Below are 20,924 nucleotides of genomic sequence, written 5' to 3' on the forward strand. Positions count from 1 at the left end.
TATCGTTATTGATAAACTAAGAACAATACATTTTCCATCCCCTTTTCGAATCGTAAAGCATGTACAATTTCCTGCTTTGCTGAAAGGATTGAATTGATGATAACAATATCGGGTTGTGAGGCCACCACTTTTTCCGCCAGCTCATTTCCGTCCGATTCCACCACCTGGTATCCTTTGGCCTGCAACACGTCTGAGAGCGATTTAATGGCCGTACTGTCCACATCCACAACCATTACCTTCTTTCTTGATTTTCCCTGTTCAAGAAGATGCCCTACTTCAGCAAACAATTCCGTTGTATTGATGGGTTTGGTGAGATAACGGTCTACGCCTATCCGGTATCCGCGGGTCTTGTCCTGTACTATCGACAAAACAATGATCGGGATATCCATAGTCAAGGGATCATTCTTCAGGATGGCGGCCACATCAAACCCGTTCATTTCAGGCATCATGATATCGAGGATCACAAGATCGGGCCGTTGTTTCCGGATCGCAGCTATGGCTTCTTTTCCATTGCTTGCTTCTTCCACATGGTAACCTGCTTCACTGAGCTCCTGCTGCAGTAAGGAACGGATGGAATTATCGTCGTCAACAACCAGGATTGAAGTATTTCCTTTGTTCAATGCCGTACCGGCCATCTGTACTTTCAATTGCTGAAGCAATGCATCCAGTTGAATTGGTTTGATCGCCGCCTTCTCCTGTAGTGGCAGGGCGAAGAAGAATGTACTGCCTTTGCCCGGTTCACTTTCCAGCCAGATGTGACCATTATGGTGCTCAACGATCTCTTTGCAAATCGGCAGGCCAAGCCCTGTACCCTTAGGTTTGTCAGTCAGCGTATCGCCACCCACCTGTTTGAACTGTTCAAATACCGCTTTGTGATCTGCCGCCGCAATGCCGATCCCGGTATCGGCCACGCTCACCTGCAGTTCATTATCCTTCACGTAAGCCGAGCAGGTAATCTTTCCTTCATTGGTAAATTTCACGGCATTTGAAATCAGGTTCACTATTACCTGGATGAGTTTATCGTGGTCTCCATATACAGGCGGAATGTTAGCCGCAATATTTCTTTCAAGCTGCAGGTTCTTGTGCTCGAGCAAAGAAGATGTCGCAGCTATCGCCCGTTCCATAACCTCGGCCATTGATACTTCACCCATATTCCATTCCATCTTTCCGGCTTCAATTTTGGCAAGATCCAGCACATCATTGATAAGATGCGTCAGCCGCTCTCCTTCGGAGATGACCACATGCAGGTTCTCACTGACCTGCTGCGCCGCTTTCTCCGTTTTGGGATCTGCTTTGTCGATCGAAGGGAAGATCTTTTCCTCCAGTCGTTTCCTGATGATCTTCGCAAATCCAAGCACCGAAGTGAGTGGTGTGCGCAGTTCATGGCTTACGGTCGACAGGAAAGCACTCTTCGCAGCATTCGCTTTCTCTGCAGTCTTTCGTGCCTCTTCGGCTTCCATCTTCGCGGTCTGCAGTTCGTCGAATAGTTTCGCTTTCCTGAACGCCATTCCCACAGAACCTGCAATGGTCGTGAGTAAGCGCTGGTCATCGGTCGTAAACCTGTTCATTTTTTCCGTGGATTGCACACTCAGCACACCTATTACTTCTTCTCCAACGGGAATGGGCACCCCAAGATAGGATGCTGCAGGAATGCCTATTGCTGCGAAACCCAGTTCATTGGAGGTCCGCGTAACATCCTTGTTGATCAGTAAGGGCTCCCCGGACAGGATGATTCTTGAAGTAAGTCCCTCGCCGAGTTTCATCGGCGGCAGGTCATCACCCACCTGGTAAGGAAAGGAAATGGTTTTTGTACGCGGGTCAAGCAACGCAACATAAACGATATTGGCCCGGAACAACTCGAGCAACTGGTCGCCAACCAGCCTGATCAGGCTGTCGAGGCTTTGTTTCGATACTGCCTGCAGGTCCATCTCCCTCACCAGTGCATCCTGCACATTGTTAATCACAGCAAGTTCCTCCACGCGCTGACTCAACTGGAAGGTCCGGTCCGATACCAGTTTCTCTAGTTCACGGTGCTTTTCTTTCAGGTGCCTGGTACGATAAAGTATGTACCCGTACACCAGGCCGATCAGGGCCAGCAAATAAAGCACGTAAGCCCACCAGGTGCGCCACCAGGGCGGGTGTACAGTGAATGAATACACTGCCTCTTCACTCAGCTTCCGGTAAACATTCCTTGCCCGCACATGGAATCGATACTCGCCCTCGGGCAGGTTGGTGTATTCTTTATAGTAGTTATTGTCCCAGTGACTCCAGCCATCTTCAAAACCTTCGAGCCACGACTGGTACAGGGTCTTTTCTTCCTGCTCATAAAATGGTGCTGCATATTCAAACCGGAGGGCATTGTTCCGGTTATTGGTGTTGCTTGCCGAAACGAAACGCATCAGGGTTTTAAAGGGAAGATCGTAGTCCTTTTTTATTTTGCTGTCGTACCGTACCAGTCCATCGGTAGTGCAAAACCATACTATCCCATCCTTGTCCGGATAGATCTTTCCCACTACAGTCTGGTCTGCGACCGGTAATAAAGCGGTCTTGTTGATCCTGTATTTGCCATCGGGTTGTGGTTCAGCGATAATGGTCTGTTCGCCAAACCGGATCCAGACCGTGCCTGCGGAATCTCCCACCATATCGAATTGCTCCACACCCCTGCCAAGCCAGGTGCTGGCGAAAGTGGTGTCTTTGAAGAAACGCTGTTTTTTTTGGTCAAATCGATAAATCAGGGTATCAGCGGGAAAGTAGTTCTCGTCCTTTACGTGCCACACGCCACCCAGTGCATTTCTGAAGCCGTCTTTTTCATCATATTTCCTGTATTTGAACTTAGACAGGTCAGGCTTCCCTTGGCTGTCAAAAGCAGGCGTTACAAGGTAAATCACGCCGCTCTGCGTTCCCGCCCAGAATGTACCATCGTTATTCTCACCAAAAGTCCAGTACTGTTCCTGCATGTCAGGGATATATCCCAGGTAGCTGAATAAACTGCCTGGCCGCTCCCTGTAAAAGATGGCCACACCAAACGTGGAGCCTCCCAACAATACATCAGGATGGTCTTTGAGAATATGCACACCGGACAACTGCATATCACCACCTATAGAACTGCGGATGTTTGAAACCCGCGCGTCTTTGATGGCAAACAGGCCATCGTTCGGAACGTAAAGCGTCTGGCCATCTGAAACCAGGTTGAATGTCTGGTTCTGTGGAATATTTTTTACGTTTTCGAAGTACCTGGACCTGGGGTTGAAATGGAGGAGTCCGTTAGTAGTACCAACATAAATCTGGTCTAGATGGCGGCTAATTGTTAGTGTTGATGTGAAGATTCCCGACTGGCTGGTAAATCGGGTCAACGGGGAACTCATTTCCACTTTTGAAATCCCGTTATCGAGTGCCAGCCAGATGTTTCCCTTGCTGTCAGGATAAACGGCATAAACAGACTCGTCCTGCAGTCCGGTGCCCCTGTTGAGCAGTTGAATGATTTTTCCATCACTGCCGATTATGGCCAGCCCCTTGCCCGTGGTGGAGAAGACATAGTCACCGTTATCAGTCCGGATTCCTTTGTACAGGGTTGATTCCTTCAGCAGCTGGTCCACATCAGTTTGCAATGGGCGGAAACTGTTGCCGTCGAACACGAAGAGCCCACTGTAAAATAATCCCAACAGTAATTTATCTTTTCCATAGGGCAGCATCACCTGCATCCTTTCCTTGCCGGCAAATTCACTCCCCGGTATCAGCTGTAGCGAATCGTTTTCCATTTTCAGCAAGCCAACACCCTGCTCATGCACGTAATAAGTTCCGTTCTGGTAGAATGCATACATGAACCTTGTCTGGGGCTCCCAGCTTTTTACTTCGTTTTTTTCGTTAATTCGGAATATGCGCTCCCTTGATTGGAAGTAGGTGCCGCGGTCGGTAACATAAACAGTCCATACATCATAAAAATTTCGCAGGGAATCCGGCACATGGGGCAGGAATGAGACAAGTTTTGTCTGGCCCAGACTGTCTTTATCGATGTAACCAAAATTGCCAATGTCACCGAAGTAGATGCGCCCGTTCTTATCTTTTGCGAAGGACCTGATGAGGCCAGAGCCTGCATCATTGGTAGTGAGTTTGCGCCATTTCACGCCATCATATTCCAGCAGAGCATTCTGGATGCCGAAGTACATGATGCCATCCTTGTCTTCCATAACAGCGAAAACCTGTGGCGATCCGCGATATTGCTTCGGTGTATAGTTCGTGATAAAAGGCAGGCCTTGCTCTGCGTGATTTTGTGCCCGCGAAGGGGTACATGGCAGCAGGGACAGCAGTCCATAGAATAGCGTTACGGACAGCAGGAACTTGTAATTCGTCCTTGGGTAGTTTCGCATCTGAACAGGAAAATGGGTGTAATAATCCGTTCAAAGGGTATGCGATGGTTCAGGGGGTTCGGGTAGTAAGTGCGTTCGAGGGCAGCAGCGTTCGGAAGTAGTTGGGCGTATCATTCAACTGTGCCCTGATAAGTTGAATTTAACCCTTTTTATTAATTATTTCAGGAGAATTTGAACTGCGCGGTATTGGCGGCACGTTTGACACCTCGCGGCTGCGGCTAAGCGAAGATGGGGCGGAAATCTGCAAATGACTATGAGAATCCAGTACCGGGTATTATATTTAGAGATAATAGTCTCTTAACCCTGACCAATGCGAGCTGCCAGAGCCCTGCCCTTATTCCTCATAACCGTAATTTTCTGCATCTCCGCCAACGCGCAGATGCGTAAGGTCTATACCGACGTAAACCCAGACAACCAACTTTTAAAACTGGATTTTTTTAACCAGGCTGAAGGCTATGCGGCGTTCACTGATTTTATTGGCTATTCCGCTGATACCGGTCATACCTGGACGAAAAGACCAATTACCCTTTCCAATGTAAATTACAACGGCTTTCCGGCCAACCTCACGTTCGGCTTTGGCATTAACGGCGTGAAGGCCTTTGATCGCAACAACCTGCTGGTGTACGGCCACTATGGATTTGTTTCTGCAATACTCAGCTCCAACAATGGAGGTGCCACTTATACACTCATTGAGTATTCCCGGTATGACCCGAGGTCATTTAACGGCGGGTTTACAGATATGATCTTCCCGGAAAACAACAACACCGGTTACGTCATAGACCAAAATCGGGTACTAAAAACAACCAACAGAGGCGTTACCTGGCAAACATCCCATGCTGACCAGTTTGGCAATCTCGATCATCTCCAGGCCGTTGATAACCTCACTGTTTTTGCCCTCGGGATTACTCCAACCGCCAACAAGTTACTTAAAACGATAGATGGTGGCATCAGCTGGATCAACGTAACGTTGCCCATAGTTCCAGACGGATATATTATACACGCTGATTTTTTGAACAGGAACATTGGTTGGATAAGCATGGTCGGATCGGAAAATGGCCAGTACATATTCAAGACTACCGACGGCGGAACAAGCTGGGTACCAATGACAGATCCCATTGCATCCCCATTTGCCACCGCTAAAATGAAATTCATCAGTGAGTCAACAGGCTATGCGCTGTATGGCTATTTCGTATTTAAAACCATTGACAGCGGTAAAACATGGGAACCCCTGCCACGTGACAACAATTTTGAAAAGCTTTATGGCAGGCACCTGGATCTCCAGTTCCGCGCACCTTCCCAGCTTTGGGCAGGCGGCGACCATGGATTCATTGAACTGAGTATGAATGGCGGTGGTACTCCCTTTCCCAAAGCTTATTTCAAAACAGATACCATTGGTGTTACTGCCACCGGCACAGTGAAGCTACTCAACTTCTCCAATCCAGCTCATACAGCTGAATGGTTTGTAAACGGTAACAAAGTAAGCAATGGTTACAATGCATCATATACACACCAGGATGGCATACTCGAAGACACGATCATGCTTGTTGTATCAAATGGAACTCATAATGATACAGCGATAAAGATCCAGGGTATCAATCCCCCGCTGATCATCTATTCTTTCTCACCAACTATGGCAAAGAATGGTACGGAAGTGATCATAACCGGAAGCAATTTCTTCAATACAAAATCTGTAAAATTTGGCGGCGTAGACGCAGCCTGGTTTACAGTCGAATCCCTGACCCGTATCAGGGCTATCGTGGGAAATGGCGCCACTGGTTCAGTGACGGTTTCAACAGAACAAGGTACCGTGGGCAGCAAACCAGGATTCGTATTTTTTCACCCACCAGCTGTAGATCTGCCGATCACCGTCAGCGACACTATCTTATGCAAGTCAGAACCTGTCCGGATCACTATCAGCAATACAGAACCGAATGTGCGTTATACGCTGAAAGACAACAACTGGAAAGAATATGGTTCAGTAGAAAGTTCTGGAGGTACTGTACAATTGTTTACTAACCCTATTTCCGAGCCGGGCCGGTACACCATCTGGGCAAGCCGAACGAATATCAATTACACATTGGGATTTACGACATCCATTAATATCAGTGTTGAAAAAACGAGGTCCGTTTTTGTCGCCGAAAAAGTGAACCTGGTGCCTGGTGAAACCACCGGTTTTTCTACCCGGTCTTACGAAGCCAGCAACTTCCAGTGGCAGTTTAACGATGGGGCCAGTATCACTTCTTCAACACAGGCCCGGCCTTCAGGAATCAGTTATTCCTCACCCGGACAAAAATCGCTCACACTTCTCAGCATCAGCGCAAATGGTTGTCGCGATACCGTTACCGGGATTGCCCTGACGGTTGTGAACCCACCTTCGGGTGCAGCAAATTGTTTCGGTCTTTCGGTACCCGATTCACTACTTGGCTACCAGCCGGAACAATTCATGCAACTGAATAAGGTATTACTTGCCGGCAATGGCGAATATTACCTTAGCGGAAGAGGTAACAAACCACTATTGAACAGCAGGTATGGCAGGAGCGTAAAGATCCCATATGAGAATGCCGGCTTTTTTGCTGATTATTCGGCTGACGGTCTACTGAAATGGTACATTCACCTGCCTGGAAGCATCGATGCTGCGGATAAAGACAATTCGGGAAATATTTATATCCTTGGAAGCTGCCATGAATTGAATTACCTCTATTTACCCGGCGGAGATTCCATCAGGATCACTTCAACCAATCCCAATGCGCCTGACTATTCCGACAAGATAAATGGCTTTATCCTGAAGATAGACGCTAACGGGAAGTATCTCTGGCATTCAATCCTGAGTGACCCCAGTCCCATATTCCAGGGATATCCTGTAAGGGGAGGTTTACCTGATCACATTAAAGTACAAGGCAACAGGATCGTAGTTTCAGGACGCAGCCTGGCAAATCTCGATTATGTCCAAAAGAGCAATACAACTGTTGTGCACAGACTTCAGAACTCTGGCTATGAAAACGACATGCAAAATGCATTCATATTATCAATAACGAGCGATGGCTCCTATCTGTGGCATAATTACCTGACAAACGGGGCAACAAACCAGATGAAGGGTATAACAGGTCTTGCATTTGATAAAGGCGGCAATTGCCTTATCGGGGGTTATTATGAAGACCATGTTGAAATAACTGATGCCACAAACCAGAAACTCAGGTTGAGCGGCCGGTATGCGAGTGTTCAGTCTTACCTGTTTAAGCTTGATGCCACAGGAAAAATGATGTGGCATGCAGTTCTGCGAAATGAAGACGATTTCAAAGAGGTACACATCCTCGACATGGCAACAGACAAGTCAGGCAATTCATATGTCACTGGGACCTGCAGTAATTTCAACGCTAACAGTTTCCTGAAAGTGACCAATGGAGATGGCAGTGTTGACACCGTTTACAGGGGTGGTCTTTACGTTATGAAATTCAATCCATCAGGAAACTTGGTTTGGGAATCCGGGACATCCAACAGCTTTTATGGCGGAGGTGAAGCATTGTATATCCGGGATAATGAAGTGTATGTTGCAGGTACACTAATGGGAAATAATGAACCGGTGACAACTACCATCAGTTCAACCGATGGCCACAACATAACAAGAACATTTAAGGAATGGGAGTTCTTTATTGTGAAATATGATTCTTCGGGAGTGATCAACCGTTTTACTTCAAGCGGCGAAAGTAAACATGTGTCGGTCCAGATCCGTAACCTGGTAATCGACAACAATAATAATTTCCTGGTGAGTGCTGCCACCTGGAACAGCGGCGATTCAGTGCGTTATTTTTCCATCCCTGTTCCGACTTATAAAAGAGAAGGAATCTTCCTGAAACTTAATCCTGATTACTGTATTGGTGCTGCACTACCCGTTGCTGATGCTGGTGAGGATCTCGCTTTATGCAAAGGCGATTCACTTCAGATCGGAGTGGCACCCACAGGTAGCACAACGTACAGTTGGTCATCCCGCCCGGCCGGCTTTAACTCGGGCATGGCGACACCAGTTGTTAACCCGCTTGTAACGACTAAATACCTGCTCACTGCGGTAAGTGACGATGGCCTGATCAAGAAAGACTCGTTAACAATAACAGTACGTGACCTTCCATTAGCAAACGCCGGCAGCGATGCAGCCACCTGTACAGGTAATACGCTGACGCTTGGCACACCTGCTGTTGACGGGTTGCAATACAGCTGGACTTCCCAACCCGCAGGCTTTTCATCTGCATTTGCTCAACCTGACGTAACAGCAGGTGCAATTACCAAATACATCGTCCACGCTACCGATTTGAATGGATGTGTCGCCTTCGATACCGTTGTTATAACAGGCTACAACAGCATCACACCAACAGTTACAATAACGGCAGACAGCACACAGGTATGTATCGGTTCGCCTTTATCATTCGCAGCAGCTGCCAGTGGAAGTCAAGCCACCGATTACCAATGGAAAGTGAACGGAGTGAATACAGGTGACAACAGTCCCCAATTCAGCAGCGCAACCCTGGCCAATGGTGACCAGGTTACTGTAAAGATCACCAGTCATGAAAGTTGTGCGAGCCCCGATACAGCTGTAAGCATTGGCATACAGGTAGCCGTTATAAACAAACCATCCATAAGTATCAATGGTAACACCCTCATTGAAAAAGGGAAAATTGCCCAGGTCCGCCTGGCGACATTGGATGCCGGTACATTGCCCCATTATCAATGGCAGGACAGCACCTCAACCCACAGCTGGGGAAATATCAATGGCGCCAATGGTGAAACCTTGTACTATACACCAGTCGCCAGTAACGACAAAGTGCGGTGCCTACTTACCAGCAATGCCCCCTGTGCAGTTAATCCTGTGCAAAGCAACACACTTGTTTTCACCGTCAATACGGCCACTTCAATTGATCCTGTCCCGGCTTTAAATATGGGAATTCACTATTATCCCAATCCGATAACACATTCTCTGACGATTGACAGTCTTCGGCTATCCGACCAATGGGAAACGATTGAGGTCATCGGTGTGAATGGAAACAGGATGTATTATTCCAATGCCGTGAGAGGAAGATCGAAAGCGGTGATAGATTTGAAGCATCTGCCTGCAGGCTTTTATATTGCGGTATTAGGAAGGAAAACAGGTACGCCGGTGTTTATCAGGCTGATCAAACAATAGTTTTATGAAGAAAAATACTTTTTATTTTGGTCCAGCCAATTACCTTCCGGTTACAGTGACCGGCGGCGGTAACGCTACACGTGTGATTTCTTCACATACCGAAAGGAATTTCTCCTGCATGGCAACATCATCAGCTTCCTTGTTATAAGATGATTCCTTCTGGTGATAAAAATATCGACCGCTCTCTTTGGCATTGGCATCATCACTTACCGCCAGCCATGCCTGAGTCTGGCAGCCCTTTGCAAGGTCATCCGGCGCTCCGGGTCCACCCATTTTCGTTGGCACCCATCCCGGGTCGACAGCGTTCGAATATACATCCCGCCATTTGCGTGCTACCACCAGTGACAACATCAGGACCTGCAGCTTTGAGTCGGAGTAGCTTATATTGTTACCTCCTTTAGCGAGATTTTCAAGATTTGGTTTCCCATATGCCTGCATATCTGAGCTGAGATATACAAGTCGTTTCGGCGCGTTGATCAGGCATGTCAGGATATAGGGTGCCAGCGTATTCACCGCAACAATTACTTTAGCGGGAACCTGGTACACGCCTGCATTATGGATCACTGCGTCGAATGCTCCCAGCGCGTTAACCTGAGCTGCCAGGCTTTTTGTTTCATCCATATCCGACAAATCGGCAATCAATATGTTTTCTGCTTTGGGCAATTTGCCTGTGGCATGCTTTGCCCGCTCTGCATTGCGCGCATGCAATACCACCTGGTGCCCCTGGTCTATCAGCAGCTTTGCAGCCATTTGCCCGAGACCGTCCGACGAACCTGTGATGAAAATTCGTGACATTGCCTTTAAGTTACATGAATCGTTCCAACCTCGTTCCAACCTCCTTCCAACCAGGCTGGAAAGTATCGCCGAGCTAATATTTAATGCCAGATAAAAAATTATGCATAGAAATTTGTGTAGTCAAATAACTACACTATATTTGAAGTCAAATAGCTACACAATGAATCTGAGGCGAGACGTATTCCAGGCAATAGCAGACCCGACCAGGAGGGCAATCCTCCTTTTGGTTGCTTCGCAGTCCATGACCGCCGGTGCAATTGCGGCAAACTTTGACACCGCAAGACCGACCGTTTCCAAACACCTGCAGATCCTTACCGAATGTGAACTGTTGAAGCAGGAACAAACCGGCAGGGAGATCTATTATCACATCAATGCAAAAAAAATGAAAGAAGTAGCAGACTTCATTGAACCATTCCGCCAAATGTGGGACGACCGGTTCAACAAACTGGAATCAATTATGAAAAAATATAAAAGCAAATAAAATGGAACTGAAAACAAAGATCCACGCCGAAGACGGCCAACAGGAGCTAACGATCACCAGGGAGTTTGACTTGCCACTGGAATTACTTTTTAAAGCCTATGAAGAAGCTGAGATCGTTGAACAATGGATGGGAACGAAAGTGCTGAAACTGGAAAACAGGAAGCACGGCAGCTGGCAGTTTGAAACCAGGGACCCTAAAGGAAACGTTGTATTCCAGGCGAACGGCACTATCCATGAGTTTATTCCAAACCGCAAGATCACACGCACATTTGAAATGGACAATGCACCCTTCGATGTGCAGCTTGAATTCCTCGAATTTGAAGGAGTCACCGAAGAAACAAGCAAACTCACGATGCATATCGTGTACAGGTCGGGTGAACTGCGTGACAAAATGCTGAAGCTTCCCTTCGCCCAGGGCATAAATATGGCGCATAACCGCCTGCAGGAAATTGTAAACAAACTAAAACTAACTCAACATGACAAAGCGTAATAATATCATATACTGGATCGCCACCGCCTGGCTTGCATTAGGTATGATCTCAACCGGGCTGGTGCAGGTTTTTAAAACTACCGGTGAAGTGCCATTCATAACCAACCTCGGCTATCCCGGCTATTTTCTGAAACTGCTCGGGGCCTGGAAAATCCTTGGAGTTGTGGTACTGCTTATACCGCGCTTCCCTTTACTGAAAGAATGGGCTTATGCAGGTTTTTTCTTCACCATGTCAGGCGCAATTTTCTCGCACATTGCTGCGGGTGATCCAGTCAGCGAAATTTTTCCTTCCCTTTGGCTTTTGATCCTGACCCTGGTATCCTGGTGGTTCAGGCCCGTGGACAGAAAAATGAGCTTCGCACCTTCGCGTTAATCACTACCTCAGTCAAAGAGGGTATTTTTCCCGTTTATTGCACAACATTTAATCTCTAACTTACCGGCATACAATAGCCCGTCAAAAGTTAATACAAGGCTCACAACTCGCATCCATGCAGTTCGATTAGACAGCTCCGTTCCCACCTGAACGTGTTAAACCTGTCTATTATGAAAAGAATTTTATCCTCCTGCATGCTATGCCTCACCATGCTGTTGGTGCAAACCATTGCATTGGGCCAGTCGGGAAGTATCAACAAAAATTTCGGGAACAACGGATTTCGTTTCACCACCTTGCGCGAGCCCACCACCACACAGGCAAGCACAGGAAACATCCTTATAAACGAAAATGCCGACACGTATTCCATCGTCGACTTCGGGGGAAATGTGGTTGCCTATAAACGCGCAGGTGACGGTCGACCCGTAACCAACTATGGCGACGCAGGCTTTTCTGATCACTTCCTATTTGGTGAAAAAGCCAATTGCCTGCTGCCGGATGGATCAATTTTATTCGCCGGCAATATCGGCATTAAGCCAAGCTTCCTCGAACAGCCTGTTACCGGGAACTTGGTGCTTGGGAAATTGAATAAATACGGCAAGTGGGATCAGCAACTGGGTCCCGGCGGACTAAAGGTCCTCTTCCAGTTAAAGAACCCAACACAGGTGATCGGCCTCGGCATCCTGGCAAATGGCAAAATCCTGGTCGTAATGCGGGAGTTTATATTCCAGGCCAATAAATTGATACTGGTCATCCTGCTGCCAACCGGGGACATTGATCCGTCTTTACCAGATAACGGCCGGCTGGTACTGCCTTTCGGGGAATCACAGGAAACGATTGAACTGGCCTCCTTCCAGAAACAACCGGACAACAAATGGATCCTCGGCGTCCGGGAACACCCGACAGGCGCGGGCACATTACAGAATTACCTCGTGAGGCTGGGACAGAACGGGAAACCTGATGCCGGCTTTGGCATCGGCGGTATCCAAAACATCAGCAGTTACCTTCCGCCCGAAGAACTTGTTGCTATAGGATGCAAACAGGGAGGCGGCTATATATTACTGACCAGCATTATTGCTGATTTCTCGCAGCTGAGGTATTCAAGGTTCACCTCAACAGGTGTCCCTGATGTGGCAAATGGCGGCGTGTCTGCCCAACCGATCAGCCTCCCTTTCTCTGCTGTGTTACGTGCCTCCCAGTTTGATCCATCCAACCGTTTTTCACTGTTGGTTGCACAGGAGCCTGACAACTGGCTGAACCACTTCCTGGTCAGGCTTGATGCGACCGGGAAACCGGACCCCACATTCAACCAGGTCGGTTATATGGCCCTTCTTCAATTTCCGACTACACTATACACCGGACTTGCCCTCACCCCCAAAAACAACCTGATGGTATTGGGAAACAGTTATGAAAGTTCCTATAGTTTCCTGGTCCGGAAGATCCTTGAAAAAGGAAAACCCGATCCTTACTACGACCAGGATGGATCGGTCACAGTGTCGTACCCGTATTCTTCTTTCCAGTGGACAACTCTCCTGAAAGTTGACGATACGAGAATGATCGCAGGCGGAATTATTCGCAAGGGTGGAAAACCTTATTGGTTAATGGAATCAGTCAACACTCAGGGGAAACCAGTAACCGGGTTTGGAAATAACGGCAGTGTGCTGGTGCCATTACCCGTAACAACCGGGTTTGTCAATATGGAACTAACCCATGACAATCACATCTTCATTTATGGAAGCACCATAGGCAGCCCACCCTCATCAGACAGGGTATTCCTGTACAAATATCTTCCGGATGGCAGCAGGAATCTTTCATGGGCAAATAACGGCCAGAAAATTCTTACAACCGGGCGATCCCTCAACAGTATAGAAGTGAAATCCCAGGCAGATGGTAAGACCCTTATTGCCTATGGATTTTTAGTTAATACTACAGGCACAAACACGGCAGATATCCTGGTCCAGCGTTTACTATCTAACGGGCTAACGGATAACTCATTTGGCTATAACGGGTCAAGGTTGATCGATGTGGCGCAACAAGCCGATTATATTGAACAGCTGCGGTTACAGGAAGACGGGAAAATTATCCTGGTCAACCAGACGATCGTTGGGGCTAATGGACAGCTTTCTGTCATTCGGCTCCTGGCCAATGGCAGGTATGACCCGGCTTACCAACAGGGATTGAAAACCATTCTTCCAACAACGGTTTCCTTTGATATCAATAGCGCACTCGTGAAAAAGGATAATAAACTATTAATTGCCGGGAACAATCATGTTAGCAGATTCCAGAGCAGTGCAGGACTGCTTCAACTGAATGCCAACGGCTCGGTCGACAGGAACTTTGCGACAAACGGCATCTACCTTAATCCGTTCAGCACCGAACAGGCTACGGGAATTGATGTCAATCTTCAGGCAGACGGAAAGCTGTTGTTTACCTGCAGGGATTTTGGAAATTATATGGGCGAGAATATAAACGTCCGCCTATATGCGAACGGCAGAGTTGACAGGTCCTTTGCCGTGAATGGAGTGAGCCAGCAATCCTATTCCACCAGCCTGGAAGAGGTATTCGCAGCAAAGCTTTTTCCCGGTCAGCTGGTAATGGCAGGCTTCGCCCCCACGCCAGTGCCGGAAGGCATGCTCATGAGCATTACCGTGGATCATTCATCAGCATACAAACTGGCAGGCATATCCGAACCGTCAGCACCGGGTTTGCTCATTTACCCTAACCCGGCGAGGGACCTGTTAACTATTTCCTGGAATGGCACCGCTTCAGGTTTACCGAAAACCTTAAATCTCTATGATATCAATGGTAAGCTGTTGCAGACCTGGCCCGCACAGTCACTCAAGGGAATAGGTCTACAGCAACTGCAATTGGATAAACATGCAGCCGGCAACTACCTGTTACATGTTATTTATGCCGATGGCAGTATGAAGCAGGAAAAGATCGTGATCGTTCGCTGACCGTTGTTACACCGGTTCTAACAGGTCACCGTAACCTTCAGAAAAGTCGCCGGGATAACTGTCTCACCAGGTGATGCACTTTTATTCTGACTGTTGAAGAGCGTATTCAGTTCTTCCTGCAGTTCATCGGATTTGCCACTCTTACCGGCCGCCTCATAGGCATTCATGGTTGGACCGTAGTAAGTCCTGAAGGCATTGAGAAATTCTGAAGCTGAATATGGCGCAACAAATGTATAAGTAGCTTTTTCAAAGGAGATATTCTCTTCCGGAATGCCTGCCTGGCCAAACCGTTCTATCACGTTGCTTTCAACACCCCAGGTCATGGGGCTGATAAATCCTTCCGGTGGTGGTGGCATATGGGCAGAACTGATCCGCAGGATCTGCGCAACCAAAGTCGGGTCGCCTGGAATCCAGTTGCCCATGACGATTTTACCACCGGGCTTTGTAACGCGCACCATTTCTTTGGCCACATCAAAAGGCTTTGGCGCAAACATGGCTCCGAAAATACTGACCACCCTGTCAAAAGATTTATCCGGTATGTCACCGAGATTACATGCGTCTCCTTCCCTGAAGGTGATGTTGTCCAGGCCTTCTTCTTTTACACGCCTGTTCCCGGCTTCAACAAGGTTTGCCGCGATGTCAACACCTAATACATCGGCACCAAGTTTCGCTTCGGGGATGGCAGTAGTACCATCTCCACATCCGAGATCAAGAACTTTCATTCCCTTTGAAACGCCAATGCCGGCTACAAGCTCTTCACCGCTCTGGCGCATAGTTTGGGCGATTTGGGTGAAATCGCCCTTTTCCCATAATGCTTTGTTTGGATTCATGCTTTTGACTTTCTCTTAAATTAATTCTTTTTCTGTTTAGCCAAAAACTTTACTTGCCCTCACCCGTATCCGTTAGCGGATGCTTTTCCTGAACGCATCTATTACATAGTCTGCACTTTGGTACAACAGGGTTTCATTCACCATCAGCTGACCCTGGCCCTTATCGTTGGGACGCGGCATCCGAACATTGAACTCCTTGTTGAGCTTCTCCTGCAGCTTCCTTCCATCGATTTCTTTTGCAAGTTCAAGGGTGTAAATATTCGTCCCCCCCGAAAGAGCACTGACCCTGATACCCGGTATTTTATTCAATGAGGCGAAGATCTCTTCTGACCTTCTTACCGCAGACTGTAAACGCTCTTCAAAACCATCGAGCCGGTGCAATGCCATGGCGGCATTGGCCCAGTTGCTGTACATAGACCCGCCATGCACCTTAACCAGGTGCCCCATTTTCCCGATCACGTCTTTACTGCCGCATAACACTGCTCCCGCGCTTGCGCCGAAATATTTATACAGCGAAACATACACAGTGTCAAAGTGAGATGCATATTCCTTTATGGGCACGCCACTCCAGGCCGAAGCCATAAAGAGCCTGGCGCCATCGAGGTGAAGTTTTATATTGTTCGACCGGCAGTATGTGGAGATTTTTCGGATTTCGTCAATGGGCACCTGCCTGCCGTCGGTACGGCGCACTGGATTTTCAATGGATACCGCACCAATACCCGTCCTGAATACTTCTTCATTTGGCAGGGACTCTATCGTGTCCTGCAACTGTCGCGCAGTAAAATAAGTCTCGCCCGGTGCAAGCGGGTATAAGCGTTTGCTGAACACCGATTGCGCCGCATCGGCCTCATCTCGGAACACATGGCTGGTATCCTGCACAAAGACTTTAGAACTTTCACCGCTCAGTACGGCAATTGCAAGTTGATTGGCCATCGTTCCGCTTGGCATGAAGATGGCGCTTTCCTTCCCCGTGATTTCTGTAAACTTTTTTTCGAGGGCCGCTACTACACCACCGGTGCCATATCGGTCCCGCTCGATCCTGCCCTTCGCATTCAACTTTGCGAGTTCGTTGATGTAGTCTTCCGGTTCAAAGGTTTCGCCATCGCCGAAGAACCTCACAGGGCGCACTGCTGGCGCTTCCTGCGGCCGGGCAGTTGCCGCAAATAGTGTTCCTGCCGGCATTAAAACCGGCACAATCGCGCTGCCAGCCGTTTTAAGGAAGTTTCGCCTGTTATTCGATGTCGTCATAGATCTGGAATTTTTGATCCGCTTAAATTAACAAATAACGCTCGCAATCACTATACGCCATTCACCGGGCTGGCAGTTTATGACCTAAATTTGGGAACTACTAATACTACAGATCATGGTTGAACTGGTTATCGAAGCAAGAAAAGCAGCACTCGCTCCGGGAATGGATGTAAAAAGAATCCTCCCGTTCCGGTTGAAGCGAATGGTAGGTCCATTCATTTTCATGGATCATGCCGGACCAGTTGAAGTAGCACCTTCAACCGTGAAAACGATGGACGTGCTGCCGCATCCGCATATCGGGCTTTCTACAGTCAGCTATTTATTCGGCGGACGTGTCACGCACCGCGACAGTACCGGGGCCGAGCAGGTAATTTTACCCGGCGAAGTAAACTGGATGACCGCAGGCAAAGGAATCTCCCATTCGGAAAGGTTTGAAGATCCCGCCATGCTGGCCGGCGGTATGCTGGAAATGATCCAGACCTGGGTAGCCCTGCCCGAAAAAGATGAAGAATCAAATCCCACTTTTGACAATTATAAGCCGGATGTATTGCCTGTATTCACTGACACAGGAGTATGGATGCGCCTGGTTGCCGGTAATGCCTATGGGTTGAAAAGTAATGTGAAAACCCACTCTCCCCTGTTCTATCTCCACGCAGAGCTCGAAAAAGATGCACGGTTCGGACTGCCACAGGAACATACAGAACGTGCAGTGTATGTGGCCAGGGGCAGCGTTGAGGTTTCGGGAAAAACTTATACACCCGGACAGATGATCGTCTTCAACAACGGTGCTGATCCCGTGATCTCTTCACCAGAAAAATCAACGATCCTCCTACTGGGTGGCGAACCGCTGGGTGAAAGATTCATCTGGTGGAATTTCGTTTCTTCCCGCAGGGAAAGAATCGAACAGGCCAAGGCCGACTGGAAAGAAGGACGGATCATCCTGCCACCAACAGATAACCAGGAATTCATACCTCTTCCCGAAGAAAAGTCAAAACCTGCAGGATCCGGGCCAGCGCCACCTGCACTCTCCTGAGCTTACAAAAATTTCCTCTCACTAAATTGAATTCACAAAACCTGTATGCCAGTAAAAAGCCAGCCACCATATCCTACATCTGAAAGCCGTAAGGCTATTATCACTTTCCTGAACCAGGTAATGCAGGTCAGTGAAGCGGAATTGGAATTACTATACCCTATACTGCAGTACAGGAAACTGAAAAAACAAGATTTCATTTTAAAAGAAGGTGATGTATGTAGGAATGTTTATTTCATCACCGAAGGATTCTTCCGCATGTACTATGTTGATCATGATGGTAACGAGATCAATTACAGATTTACCGGCAGGAACAATTTCCTGGTGGACTTTCAAAGCTTCCTCATGCAGAAACCTTCACATTTCTACTGGCAAGCCATGCATGACGCAGAGGTGCTTGTCCTTCCCTATAACGATATCCATAAATTGTACGCAAGCTCACAGGCATGGAATAATTTCGGCCGGCTGATAGCAGAGCGGGTATACCTGCAACTGAATGAACGGGTTGAAATGCTGCTCTTCATGACTCCCGAAGAACGCTATCAACATTTACTGGACACCCAACCGGACCTGTTCAACCAGGTTTCCCAGTTCCACCTTTCCTCCTACCTCGGCATTAAGCCAGAATCACTTAGCAGACTTCGCAAAAGATTATCTAAAAGCAGACATTAGATTTTTTTCTTAACCAAGGTCAACGGTTTTCGCCCCGCTGATGAAGGAATTTTGTCTCGTAAAAAGAAACGAGATGAAAAAGAAATACAGCTCCAGGTATATCCAGGATTTCGAAGTAAATGTACCGGTCGATAATATCGATCTCTACAAATGGATTACCGGCATGACAGATGCAGATTATGCGTCTTATTCCCCGGCTCACAAAGCAATGGGCAGCTTCACTAATGAAGGCGTCTTTTACATGACAAACGTTGAAAACATCGGCACGGAAACGATTGTCCAGAATTACCAACTAGTCACTCATGCCGCTAATCGTGTGCAGCTTTACTCCGCCAGGAGCACCGCGTATATCATGCGATGGTTCCCCGTAAAAGTTGGTGTGCCCTGGCAATTATACGTGCAACCTGTCTCTGCAACCAGCAGCCGCCTCATCTGCCTGATCGGGGTTGACTACCCGAATCCCGTTCTCAGGATCGCGGCATGGTTCGGCGGATTAGGAGGATTTTTTCTCCGTAAACATCTCAATAGGGAAGGCAGGGCCTTTGCCCTTGACATTGAACAAAAATTCACCTCCTAATAACAAGTATGGAACATTCAATTTTTAATCATTCAACCTTTGTCAGCATCAACAGCAGGATCCTTGAGCTGCGACCTTCAGCTAAACGACAATGGGGTAAAATGAACCTCGTGCAGATGATGCGACACCTGACAATTGCAACAGGATCCGGAATCAGGGTTTATAAACTTCACGACGAAAGTTCATACCTGTCGCGGACATTCCTGAAATTCCTCGTACTGCGATTACTCAGGCGTTTGCCACACAACGCGCCTGCTCCAAAGAGCTTCAGGACGGAAACTAAAATCCTTCTTGACTTCAGTGCAGAAAAAGCGAATGTGCTTAATATCCTGGAATTGGCTTACTCTTCTACTCAGGGCATCTATCTGCATCCCATGTTTGGAAAGATGAACAGGAACGAATGGGGAACACTTGTATATCGTCACTTCGATCATCACCTCCGCCAGTTTGGAGCTTAATAAATAAAACAAGCAATGAAACAGATCATCAATCAACAAAAGCAGTACTTCAACAGCAACGTCACAAAACCGGTTGTCTTTCGCATTGAGCAGCTAAAACTTTTACGATCCGTAGTCAAATCGCACGAGCGGGTATTAACCGAAGCTATTTACAAGGATTTCGGAAAAGGGAATTTCAATACCTACCTCACGGAATTTACCGGGGTATATCATGCCATTGACAAAGCCATTAAAAACGTGCGGAAATGGTCAAAGTGGAAAAACGCCGCAACGAATATGGTCAACTTCCCCGGACGTAGCTATATCATTCCTGAACCACTCGGAGCCTGTCTCATTATCGGCGCGTGGAATTATCCTGTGAACCTGACACTGGTACCGGCGATAGCAGCCATTGCCGCAGGCAATACTGTTGTCGTGAAGCCCAGCGAACTCGCAGCACATACCAGCGAGGTATTATCAAATATGATCAGTCAGCATTTCGATCCGTCATTTTTTGCGGTTGTCGAAGGCGGGGTAAAAGAAACAACCGAATTACTTGCTGAGCAATTTGACAAGATCTTTTTCACCGGCAGTGTTCCTGTTGGAAAGACAATCTACGAGGCCGCCGCTAAAAACCTCACACCGGTAACCCTGGAGTTGGGAGGAAAAAGTCCTCTGATTGTTGCGCCGGATGCCAACTTAAAAACGACTGTGAAAAGACTTGTATGGGGTAAGTTTGTGAATGCGGGCCAGACCTGCATTGCACCCGATTATGTTTTGGTACACAGCAGCATCGAGCAATCATTCCTGTCACTGCTAAAAAAGGAAATAGAGGCCGGGAAGTATTCATTTGCAAATGACAACTATGCCCAGATCATCAGTAAAAAACATTTCAACAGGCTTGTCAGTTTAATTGATCCGGCTAAGGTATTTGTCGGCGGAAACCATGACCATGCAAATCGGATTGTCGCGCCTACCGTGGTCACCAATGTTTCCGTTGATGATAAGATAATGGAAGATGAAATCTTCGGACCTATACTACCAGTATTAACATACGAGAACATCGATGACGCCATCTCTTTTGTAAAATCAAAACCCAAACCGCTCGCACTTTACCTGTTTTCTGAAGACGGTTCCCTTCATCGCAGGATCTGGAACGAAATATCCTTTGGTGGCGGCATGGTAAACGATGTGCTGATGCATTTCGTAAATGACAACCTCCCCTTCGGCGGTGTAGGTAACAGTGGTATAGGCAGTTATCACGGTGAAGCCGGCTTCAGGTCATTCTCACATTTCAAAAGCGTTATCCGGCGGCCGACTTTCATCGAATTCCCGATAAAATATTTTCCTTTCAGCAAATTGAAATCCTTACTGATCCGTAAAGCATTCGGGGTATGATTGCGCAACAATTGCAATAAATGCAAACAAACCAGGGATGTACGCTCTTCTTGATCAGTGCTGGTTCATTTATTTTCTGCGGTATAGATGATGACGATG

General features: G+C 47.6%; 14 protein-coding genes. 10 read left to right on the forward strand and 4 right to left on the reverse strand.

Annotation, left to right across the window (positions count from 1 at the left end; all coding sequences use genetic code 11):
* Positions 1 to 5 precede the first annotated feature (5 nt).
* The gene (locus OI18_RS05865; RefSeq protein ID WP_039138007.1) at positions 6 to 4,367 is read right to left on the reverse strand and encodes an ATP-binding protein; all 4,362 of its coding nucleotides are present in this window, start codon (positions 4,365 to 4,367) and stop codon (positions 6 to 8) included.
* Positions 4,368 to 4,677: 310 nt separating this feature from the next.
* Here OI18_RS05865 and OI18_RS05870 point away from each other — a divergent pair, with 310 nt between their 5' ends.
* Positions 4,678 to 9,540, forward strand: coding sequence for a T9SS type A sorting domain-containing protein (locus tag OI18_RS05870; protein WP_152616745.1), 4,863 nt, complete (start codon positions 4,678 to 4,680; stop codon positions 9,538 to 9,540).
* A gap of 39 nt (positions 9,541 to 9,579) precedes the next feature.
* Here OI18_RS05870 and OI18_RS05875 read toward each other — a convergent pair whose 3' ends face one another.
* Complete coding sequence (locus OI18_RS05875; protein WP_039138009.1) at positions 9,580 to 10,335, reverse strand: SDR family NAD(P)-dependent oxidoreductase; 756 nt, start codon at positions 10,333 to 10,335, stop codon at positions 9,580 to 9,582.
* A gap of 160 nt (positions 10,336 to 10,495) precedes the next feature.
* Here OI18_RS05875 and OI18_RS05880 point away from each other — a divergent pair, with 160 nt between their 5' ends.
* The 4 genes from OI18_RS05880 to OI18_RS05895 all read left to right on the forward strand — a co-directional run bounded on the left by OI18_RS05880 (position 10,496) and on the right by OI18_RS05895 (position 14,633).
* Positions 10,496 to 10,816, forward strand: a complete 321-nt coding sequence (locus OI18_RS05880; RefSeq protein WP_039138010.1) for an ArsR/SmtB family transcription factor — start codon at positions 10,496 to 10,498, stop codon at positions 10,814 to 10,816.
* A 1-nt stretch (position 10,817) separates the two neighbouring features.
* Complete coding sequence (locus OI18_RS05885) at positions 10,818 to 11,306, forward strand: SRPBCC family protein (RefSeq protein WP_039138011.1); 489 nt, start codon at positions 10,818 to 10,820, stop codon at positions 11,304 to 11,306.
* Entirely contained in the window at positions 11,293 to 11,679 is a 387-nt protein-coding gene (locus tag OI18_RS05890) for a DoxX family protein (RefSeq protein ID WP_039138013.1), read from the forward strand. Before OI18_RS05885 ends, OI18_RS05890 begins: the two co-directional genes overlap by 14 nt.
* Positions 11,680 to 11,849: 170 nt before the next feature.
* Entirely contained in the window at positions 11,850 to 14,633 is a 2,784-nt protein-coding gene (locus tag OI18_RS05895) for a T9SS type A sorting domain-containing protein (protein ID WP_082037865.1), read from the forward strand.
* 17 nt (positions 14,634 to 14,650) lie between these two features.
* On the opposite strand, the gene OI18_RS05900 is transcribed toward OI18_RS05895, so the two are convergent.
* The gene (locus tag OI18_RS05900; protein WP_039138017.1) at positions 14,651 to 15,463 is read right to left on the reverse strand and encodes a class I SAM-dependent methyltransferase; all 813 of its coding nucleotides are present in this window, start codon (positions 15,461 to 15,463) and stop codon (positions 14,651 to 14,653) included.
* A gap of 72 nt (positions 15,464 to 15,535) precedes the next feature.
* Positions 15,536 to 16,711, reverse strand: coding sequence for a threonine aldolase family protein (locus tag OI18_RS05905; protein ID WP_039138018.1), 1,176 nt, complete (start codon positions 16,709 to 16,711; stop codon positions 15,536 to 15,538).
* 115 nt (positions 16,712 to 16,826) lie between these two features.
* On the opposite strand from OI18_RS05905, the gene OI18_RS05910 reads away from it, so the two are divergent.
* The 5 genes from OI18_RS05910 (at position 16,827) to OI18_RS05930 (ending at position 20,825) form a co-directional block, all read left to right on the forward strand.
* On the forward strand, positions 16,827 to 17,744 hold the full coding sequence (locus OI18_RS05910; protein WP_039138020.1) for a pirin family protein: 918 nt from the start codon (positions 16,827 to 16,829) through the stop codon (positions 17,742 to 17,744).
* Between the two features lie 45 nt (positions 17,745 to 17,789).
* On the forward strand, positions 17,790 to 18,413 hold the full coding sequence (locus OI18_RS05915) for a Crp/Fnr family transcriptional regulator (RefSeq protein WP_052272918.1): 624 nt from the start codon (positions 17,790 to 17,792) through the stop codon (positions 18,411 to 18,413).
* A 73-nt stretch (positions 18,414 to 18,486) separates the two neighbouring features.
* Positions 18,487 to 18,990, forward strand: a complete 504-nt coding sequence (locus tag OI18_RS05920; RefSeq protein ID WP_039138021.1) for a hypothetical protein — start codon at positions 18,487 to 18,489, stop codon at positions 18,988 to 18,990.
* An 8-nt stretch (positions 18,991 to 18,998) separates the two neighbouring features.
* Positions 18,999 to 19,448 carry a DUF1569 domain-containing protein gene (locus OI18_RS05925; protein ID WP_039138022.1) on the forward strand — a complete coding sequence of 150 codons (450 nt, stop codon included), beginning with the start codon at positions 18,999 to 19,001 and terminating at the stop codon, positions 19,446 to 19,448.
* Between the two features lie 15 nt (positions 19,449 to 19,463).
* Positions 19,464 to 20,825, forward strand: coding sequence for an aldehyde dehydrogenase (locus tag OI18_RS05930; RefSeq protein WP_039138023.1), 1,362 nt, complete (start codon positions 19,464 to 19,466; stop codon positions 20,823 to 20,825).
* The last annotated feature ends 99 nt before the right edge of the window (positions 20,826 to 20,924 follow it).

It is taken from the genome of Flavihumibacter solisilvae, assembly GCF_000814475.1.
GTDB classification, from domain to species: domain Bacteria; phylum Bacteroidota; class Bacteroidia; order Chitinophagales; family Chitinophagaceae; genus Flavihumibacter; species Flavihumibacter solisilvae.

Excerpts from the sequence above, each read along its gene's own strand:
- OI18_RS05865 (WP_039138007.1), bottom strand. The coding sequence starts at position 4,367 with ATGCGAAACTACCCAAGGACGAATTACAAGTTCCTGCTGTCCGTAACG.
- OI18_RS05870 (WP_152616745.1), top strand. The coding sequence starts at position 4,678 with ATGCGAGCTGCCAGAGCCCTGCCCTTATTCCTCATAACCGTAATTTTC.
- OI18_RS05875 (WP_039138009.1), bottom strand. The coding sequence starts at position 10,335 with ATGTCACGAATTTTCATCACAGGTTCGTCGGACGGTCTCGGGCAAATG.
- OI18_RS05880 (WP_039138010.1), top strand. The coding sequence starts at position 10,496 with ATGAATCTGAGGCGAGACGTATTCCAGGCAATAGCAGACCCGACCAGG.
- OI18_RS05885 (WP_039138011.1), top strand. The coding sequence starts at position 10,818 with ATGGAACTGAAAACAAAGATCCACGCCGAAGACGGCCAACAGGAGCTA.
- OI18_RS05890 (WP_039138013.1), top strand. The coding sequence starts at position 11,293 with ATGACAAAGCGTAATAATATCATATACTGGATCGCCACCGCCTGGCTT.
- OI18_RS05895 (WP_082037865.1), top strand. The coding sequence starts at position 11,850 with ATGAAAAGAATTTTATCCTCCTGCATGCTATGCCTCACCATGCTGTTG.
- OI18_RS05900 (WP_039138017.1), bottom strand. The coding sequence starts at position 15,463 with ATGAATCCAAACAAAGCATTATGGGAAAAGGGCGATTTCACCCAAATC.
- OI18_RS05905 (WP_039138018.1), bottom strand. The coding sequence starts at position 16,711 with ATGACGACATCGAATAACAGGCGAAACTTCCTTAAAACGGCTGGCAGC.
- OI18_RS05910 (WP_039138020.1), top strand. The coding sequence starts at position 16,827 with ATGGTTGAACTGGTTATCGAAGCAAGAAAAGCAGCACTCGCTCCGGGA.
- OI18_RS05915 (WP_052272918.1), top strand. The coding sequence starts at position 17,790 with ATGCCAGTAAAAAGCCAGCCACCATATCCTACATCTGAAAGCCGTAAG.
- OI18_RS05920 (WP_039138021.1), top strand. The coding sequence starts at position 18,487 with ATGAAAAAGAAATACAGCTCCAGGTATATCCAGGATTTCGAAGTAAAT.
- OI18_RS05925 (WP_039138022.1), top strand. The coding sequence starts at position 18,999 with ATGGAACATTCAATTTTTAATCATTCAACCTTTGTCAGCATCAACAGC.
- OI18_RS05930 (WP_039138023.1), top strand. The coding sequence starts at position 19,464 with ATGAAACAGATCATCAATCAACAAAAGCAGTACTTCAACAGCAACGTC.